General features: G+C 62.0%; 6 protein-coding genes and 1 pseudogene. 4 read left to right on the top strand and 3 right to left on the bottom strand.

The genetic code is table 11. From position 1 onward, the window contains the following. On the bottom strand, nucleotides 1-360 hold a 360-nt coding region (locus tag CF68_RS38895; protein WP_235205995.1), incomplete at its 3' end, for a hypothetical protein. 149 nt (nucleotides 361-509) lie between these two features. Beyond that, a complete protein-coding gene (locus tag CF68_RS34745) occupies nucleotides 510-923 on the bottom strand; it encodes an SgcJ/EcaC family oxidoreductase (protein ID WP_035828116.1) in 414 nt (137 codons plus the stop codon). A gap of 295 nt (nucleotides 924-1,218) precedes the next feature. On the opposite strand from CF68_RS34745, the gene CF68_RS34740 reads away from it, so the two are divergent. Both CF68_RS34740 and CF68_RS34735 read left to right on the top strand, forming a co-directional pair. Next, entirely contained in the window at nucleotides 1,219-1,485 is a 267-nt protein-coding gene (locus CF68_RS34740) for a PepSY domain-containing protein (RefSeq protein ID WP_035828114.1), read from the top strand. A gap of 24 nt (nucleotides 1,486-1,509) precedes the next feature. After that, nucleotides 1,510-2,025, top strand: a pseudogene (locus CF68_RS34735) (cytochrome b/b6 domain-containing protein); the annotation flags it as partial. Nucleotides 2,026-2,231: 206 nt separating this feature from the next. Here CF68_RS34735 and CF68_RS34730 read toward each other — a convergent pair. After that, nucleotides 2,232-3,470, bottom strand: coding sequence for an NADH:flavin oxidoreductase/NADH oxidase family protein (locus CF68_RS34730; RefSeq protein ID WP_035828110.1), 1,239 nt, complete (start codon nucleotides 3,468-3,470; stop codon nucleotides 2,232-2,234). A gap of 79 nt (nucleotides 3,471-3,549) precedes the next feature. On the opposite strand from CF68_RS34730, the gene CF68_RS34725 reads away from it, so the two are divergent. Beyond that, the gene (locus CF68_RS34725; RefSeq protein WP_035828108.1) at nucleotides 3,550-4,020 is read left to right on the top strand and encodes a MerR family transcriptional regulator; all 471 of its coding nucleotides are present in this window, start codon (nucleotides 3,550-3,552) and stop codon (nucleotides 4,018-4,020) included. A 216-nt stretch (nucleotides 4,021-4,236) separates the two neighbouring features. Then, the gene (locus CF68_RS34720; RefSeq protein ID WP_035828105.1) at nucleotides 4,237-5,631 is read left to right on the top strand and encodes a hypothetical protein; all 1,395 of its coding nucleotides are present in this window, start codon (nucleotides 4,237-4,239) and stop codon (nucleotides 5,629-5,631) included. Nucleotides 5,632-6,157 lie beyond the last annotated feature (526 nt).

Genomic DNA, 6,157 nt, shown 5'->3' with positions numbered 1-6,157 from the left:
GGTCACCAACGACTCATACGCCCAATCATTGCTTAAAGAGTCGAAACGGGCGCAAAGCGACAGGTATAAATCTGTCCTGGTCGATGCCATATCGTGCGGGACATCACACGGATTACAGATGCCGACCCACAATCCCTGCGGCGGCGGAGAAAGAGGCAGCGCAATAACGGCGGTACTCACCCAGTGACGGAGACGGCCGACGTCTGCTTGGTAGTCGTGAGCCCTAAAAATGGTCCAATCTTGATGCGGCGTCTGACGTTCACATTCGTCAATGACCGCAAGCATTCGCGGCGTGATAGGACCATCTGCACTCGCACTCTCGACAATGACCTGATATAGACGCTCGAAATCGTAGTTCACACGGCATCCAGTAGACATGAAAGCCAAGGATTTTAATCAATTGCTCACCGTCCGCTTTAGGGTCGAGAAGCGACGCCCGGCTCGCGGCAAACAGAGGTCACTTTCCAGCCAGCAGCAGACGATCGAACGCCTGCCGGCCGGCCCTCGACTCAGTTCACCGATGGCAATTCCGCCCCAAGCAGATCGGTCCCGTATGAATTGTCAATTGCGCAGAGCCAATTGCCCTCTGGTCCCTTCCTGAAAACATAGGTCGCACGCCTGGTCGTGGCAACTGCAGTACCCTTTGCATCGAGCGAATTGAGCACCGTCTCCATAATCACAAGCGCCGTCTCACCGTTCTCCAGTACGACCGTCTCGCCCTGACTGACATTCATGCTGTGATTGAAGTGCTCGGCGATCGCTACGAATGCACGCCGAATTTGCTCCTTGCCCATTGCCACCATGCCCGGCTTGACAACAAGCATCGCGTCGTCGGCATAGATTGCCATTAACGTATCAAAATCCTCGGCAGTGATCGCAGCATCGGCGGCCTTGATGATCCGGGTGAGCTCGTGCGCTGACATCGTTGGGTTCCTTTGTAATGGGAGCCACTGAAGCGGGCAACAAAAAACCCGCCGTGGCGGGTTTTGCACTCTGGCCAGACGCGCGCTACCCACCGAAAGATCGGATGGCGCGAATAATCAGCAGTGCGGGAGCGTATGCGTATGACATGCCACGTATTCTGCCACGGATGCCGATTGCCAGGCGCCACAGGCGATCGCCAGCAGAACTTCAAGCCCTGCCAAGTAGTGCTGCCGCTGATTGCGAATCATTATTGGGTGCACTATGCTGATTGCTCCCACGATACGGAGACGTCTCATGCTTAGAATTGGCGCGCTGATGGCAATGATCCTGGTGTCCGGTTCCGCGCTGGCCAGCGCGAAATGTCCCGCGCACCCCAAGAGCGAATGGATGAAGGAGAGCGATGCCCGCGCCAAGATTGAAGCGCAGGGCTACAACATCAAGAAGTTCAAGGTCGACGGAAATTGCTACGAGATCTACGGCACGACCAAGGAAGGAAAGAAGGCGGAGATCTACTTCGATACCAAGACGCTGGACATCGTCAAGTCGGAAATCGAGAAGTAACACCGCACCCCCTGCCGCTGCGCCATGAAGCCTTCGCGCCAGTCTGTCCGGGTCTGGGATCCCATCGTCCGTATCACGCACTGGGGCGTGGCGGCACTGGTGCTCTGGGACCTGTACGAGGATTCCGGCGGGCCGCTGCACCGCAACCTTGGCTACGCGGCCGCGTGCCTGGTGTTGGTCCGCGTGGCATGGGGCATGGTGGGCAGCGGCGCCGGGAATATCCGCGAATGGGTTCCCGGCCGCAGCGGCGTGGTTGCCTATGTCGGGGCCGCCGTTGCCGGGCGACCGCCCCGCTACCTTGGCCACAATCCGCTTGGCGCGCTGATGATGCTGGTGTTGTGGATCCTCATCCTTTCACTTGCCGCCACCGGCTGGATGTCGAGACTGGATATGTTCTGGGGCGAAGACTGGCCCAAGGACCTCCATGGCGTCCTCGCCGACGTGCTGTTGGCGCTGGTGAGCGTGCATGTTGTCGCCGCAATTCTGATGAGTCGGTTGCACAAGGAGAACCTGATCCTGTCCATGGTGACCGGAAAGAAACCGGCGGCGCCGGATCAACGCAGGCCATCTGCCGAAGACGGCGAATCGGCCAGCGCATCGGACCCGCCTGCTATCCCGGATCCCCGTGCTGTCTCACCGGGCCGCCGCCCGTAGCGCCGCCACCGGGTGCACGGCGGCTACCGCCGCGCTGGACGGCCAGTATTTGTGGCGTGTCTCCGATGTGCCCGATCGAGCCACAACCACCACTAACGGGCACCGGCCCGCTGTGTCGTCCATCGGCGATAGCGCCGCGTCTGGCACGAGGTGGACAGCTGCTGCAACAACAGCGCCCTGAGGGGCGAGATGCGTGGATCCGTGACACGTCCCTCGCTGAGCCGTTTGAGCTGGAACTTGACGACGGCCATATTGGCCAGGGAACCCAGCGTCTTGTTCTTCCAGGTGATCGACCGCAGCGCGGGCGCATTGTTCTTGCCTGCATGCCAGTTGCGCGGCAGGTTCGGGTCGATTGACAGCGCGGTGGCGATGCCCGCCATGGCGATGCCACTGTCGATCACCTCTTCGGCCACGGCCCGGCGGCGGATGCCGCCGGTGACCATCAAGGGCATGCGCGCGACGGACGCGATGTCGCGCGCAAACTCCAGGAAGTAGGCTTCCCGGGCGAGCGTGCGGCCATCACGGGCTTGCCCCTGCATTGCCGGCGCCTCATAGCTTCCCCCCGACAGCTCGATCAGGTCGACATTGAGCGGATTGAGCATCTCGACCACGCGCTTCGCGTCATCGGCGCTGAAGCCGCCGCGCTGGAAGTCGGCCGAATTCAGCTTGACCGATACCGCGAATCGGGGCGACACCGCGCTTCGTACGGACCGGACGATGTCGAGCAGCAGGCGCGCACGGTTCTCGATACTGCCGCCCCATTGGTCCTGCCGCTTGTTGGTGAGCGGTGACAGGAACTGGCTCAACAGGTAGCCATGGGCCGCGTGAATCTGCACCCCGGTAAAGCCGCTTCGTTCCGCCAGTTGGGCGGATCGTGTGAAGCGCTGCTGCACGTCGGCGATGTCCTGCTCGGTCATTTCCCTGGGCACGGGAAACTGCTTGGACAGCGCCCCCAGGTCAATCGGAACGGCCGACGGCGCCAGCGTGGTCTGGCCGAGTGCCGCAGGCATCTGGCGCCCGGGGTGGTTGATCTGCATCCAGGCATGGGCACCGCCGGCCCGTGCGGTGCGGGCCCAACGCCGGAAGCGGTCCAGGTGGGTGTCGTCTTCCAGGACCACACCGTTCGGCCCGGTCATGGCACGGTGATCCACCATGACGTTGCCGGTCAGGATCAGGCCTGCCATGCCGTTGGCCCAGGCGTCGTACAGGCGCAGCAGCGCATCCGATGGGGCGTGGTCCGCATCCGCCATATTCTCTTCCATGGCAGCTTTGGCGAGACGGTTGGGAATCACAGCGCCGTTGGGCAGGGCAAGGGGTGTGAACAGCTTCATGGGAGGGTTCCTGATTTGACCAGGGCCCGACTTTAAGCTTAAAGTCAACTTTAAGGTCAAGCCCCCCTGGAGAATACGGATGAAAATCGGAGAACTGGCTCGGTTGAGTGGCGTTGCCGCCTCACGCATCCGGTTTTATGAGGCGAGCGGCCTGCTCGAGCCCGCGCAGCGGCAAGCCAACGGCTATCGCGAATACGCACCGGAAACGTTGACCAGGCTGGAGATCATCATGTGTGCGCAAGGCTCGGGCTTCTCCCTGGAAGAGATTCGAGCCATCCTGCCACCAGACCTGGACAAGTGGCCGCATGACCAACTCCTCCAGGCCCTGCGGCGCAAGGTCGATGAGATCGAGCTGCTGGAGCAGCGTCTGGCGCAGAGCAAGCACCGCCTCGTCGCACTGATCGGCGAGATCAACAGCAACAGGGAAGGTGAAGATTGCGAGGGCAAGGCCAGGCGGGTCCTGGAGCGATTGAATCAGGATGGCAACAGCGCCCCGGCGGGTCCCCCTGGTCGTAGGACGAGGACGTCAAGAAAAGGAATTCCTCTGTAACGAGGCGTCAGCTTCGCCTATGCTGTCCAATGCGGCAGATGCAAAATCCGCACAGGTCCGACGGATCTGAAAACAAGAAGGGGGAAGTCCCCGGAACGGAGAGCGCCATCAGGATTGCGCTTTCCGTGCGCTTGCTTGGCCGAGTCACGGGGTGGTGACCCATCGCACACGAGGCATATTGCCAGTTCGTGGGCGGGATACTCCGTTGACGACAACATGACAGACGCCTTCCTGTTCAGTAAGCCGTTCACGTTTCTCGCCTGCGCCGGCATGTCGGAAGTCAGGGAAGGGGTTGATGTACTGGAAGCCCTCCCCGGCCACTTGTTCTGGCTAGAGAACGAGGACTACATCCGCCGGGTCTTCGTGCCCGATTTCCTGGAACAGAGCCGCGCCGCCCTTGAGGCGGTGATGCCGGACGGGCCAGCGCTGATCGATGCCATGGCCGACGAGATCCGGCACAGCCCCCGCCTGCTGCCGGATCTGCAGCGCCTCTCTCCGGAGGTGGCCGCTGCCGCCCACTCGTACTGCTATTGGCGCTACAGCGCAGACGTGGTCGGGCGCGCGCAGGGGATTCCGCGCAGCGCCATCGAGCGCCAGTTCGACCGCGCAGCGCGGCCTCGGGACGGCGCGCACAAGCTGCAATGGATCTGCCCGTGCTGCGACGGACTGGCGCACTATCAGGTCGACGGGCTGCTGGCCTCGCAGCGGCCGGCACGGCAAGGCGGCTTTTCACTCGAATGCGCACACTGCGGACACCAGGAACGGCTGTACGCCGGCTTCCTGCATGCGGGCCGCCTGGAATGCCGCTGCGCGCATTGCACGGGATTTATCAAGACGCTGGCCGGCCAGCTGGCCAGGCCCGCGCGCAGGCTGTGCGCGGCGCTGGAGGACTATGCATGGATGCATGCCGTGGATACCGCGGCAGAAATCCGCGAACTCTGGGAAACGTCATTGCAGATGCTGGCAAGCGGTGCCAGGCCGTCCGACAACGCGATGGCCTTCGCCCTGGCCATCCAGTCAGGCGAGGCGCGCACCATCCCGGAGATCCTCAGCCAGATCGACCCGACCCTCGAAGGCCGGTTCGACAAGAATCCACGGGCCTGGGTACTTCTGTGCGAGCTGCTGCGCGAAGGCGTGCTGGACGCCGACTGCGCGATCTATGACCAGGACGGCCGCCAGCACGTGGCGCTTGAGCTTGCCCTGCTTGAAGACGACCAGGCAACCGACAGCGCCACTGCGCAGGACAGCCTGGCTACCTTGCTGAAGGGCTACCAGCCACCGGAGCGCGATGCCTTCATCAACTGGCTGAAGGCGCTGAAGCGCTTGCGGCTTTGCACCGCCAGGTTCAATGCCGCCGTGGACGTCGCCTGGAAGCCCAACGTGGACCATTGCCGCATCCTGACCGCGCGATGGTCCGACGGCCAGGCAGCGCCCGCCGCGCAGGCCAGCGCCGCATGGCTGCCCCCCGCGCCGCGCCCGCGCCGCCCGGAGCGGCCGGTGTATCTGGACGCAGAGCTGGAGGCGGTGCAGTTGCTGAAGGCGCTGGGCTATATCGTCCTGAGCCCCGAGGAGATTCGCTCGCAACGAGATCCCATCGAGGATATGTCGTGAACCGGCAAACCCAGTCAAGCAGCGCACTTGACGGATGCGCCACGACATTATTGAGTTTTCCCTGATTCGCGGCAGCAAAAAAACAACCACATTCAATGTAACGTCCTGCCGTGCGCGACAGGTGGGGTGTGGCGGGTCGAAACTTCTAACTGCGGCTTATCACAATACTAAATACGCTTCGCTCCTGCTTTCTGTTTTAATGGTTCACAGTCGAAGATTTTGGCGGTGCACTGTTTAATAACACCGCGGACATCGATTAACCCAACCGGCAAGTACCATCGACATGCTGCTCGAGCCATTACATGGAAGCATTGGCACCTTGTGCATGGAATTGCTGCTAGTCAGTCCGTTGCTTGCTGCCGAGCAGGCTGACAAAAATCAGATCCCACCCCGGGGCGCATACACGGCAATTCAGTGCAGCGAAGCCTCTCAGTGCCCGCTGTTCGACGAGGTCTACGCTATCCCCTTATACGGAAGTAGGACCGTCTCGGCAGACGGGCATGGAGCCTGAGGCCGTGGAAATTTC

This window comes from Cupriavidus sp. SK-4 (assembly GCF_000611125.1).
Lineage (GTDB): Bacteria > Pseudomonadota > Gammaproteobacteria > Burkholderiales > Burkholderiaceae > Cupriavidus > Cupriavidus necator.
This window is presented reverse-complemented; position numbering and strand designations above follow the sequence as displayed.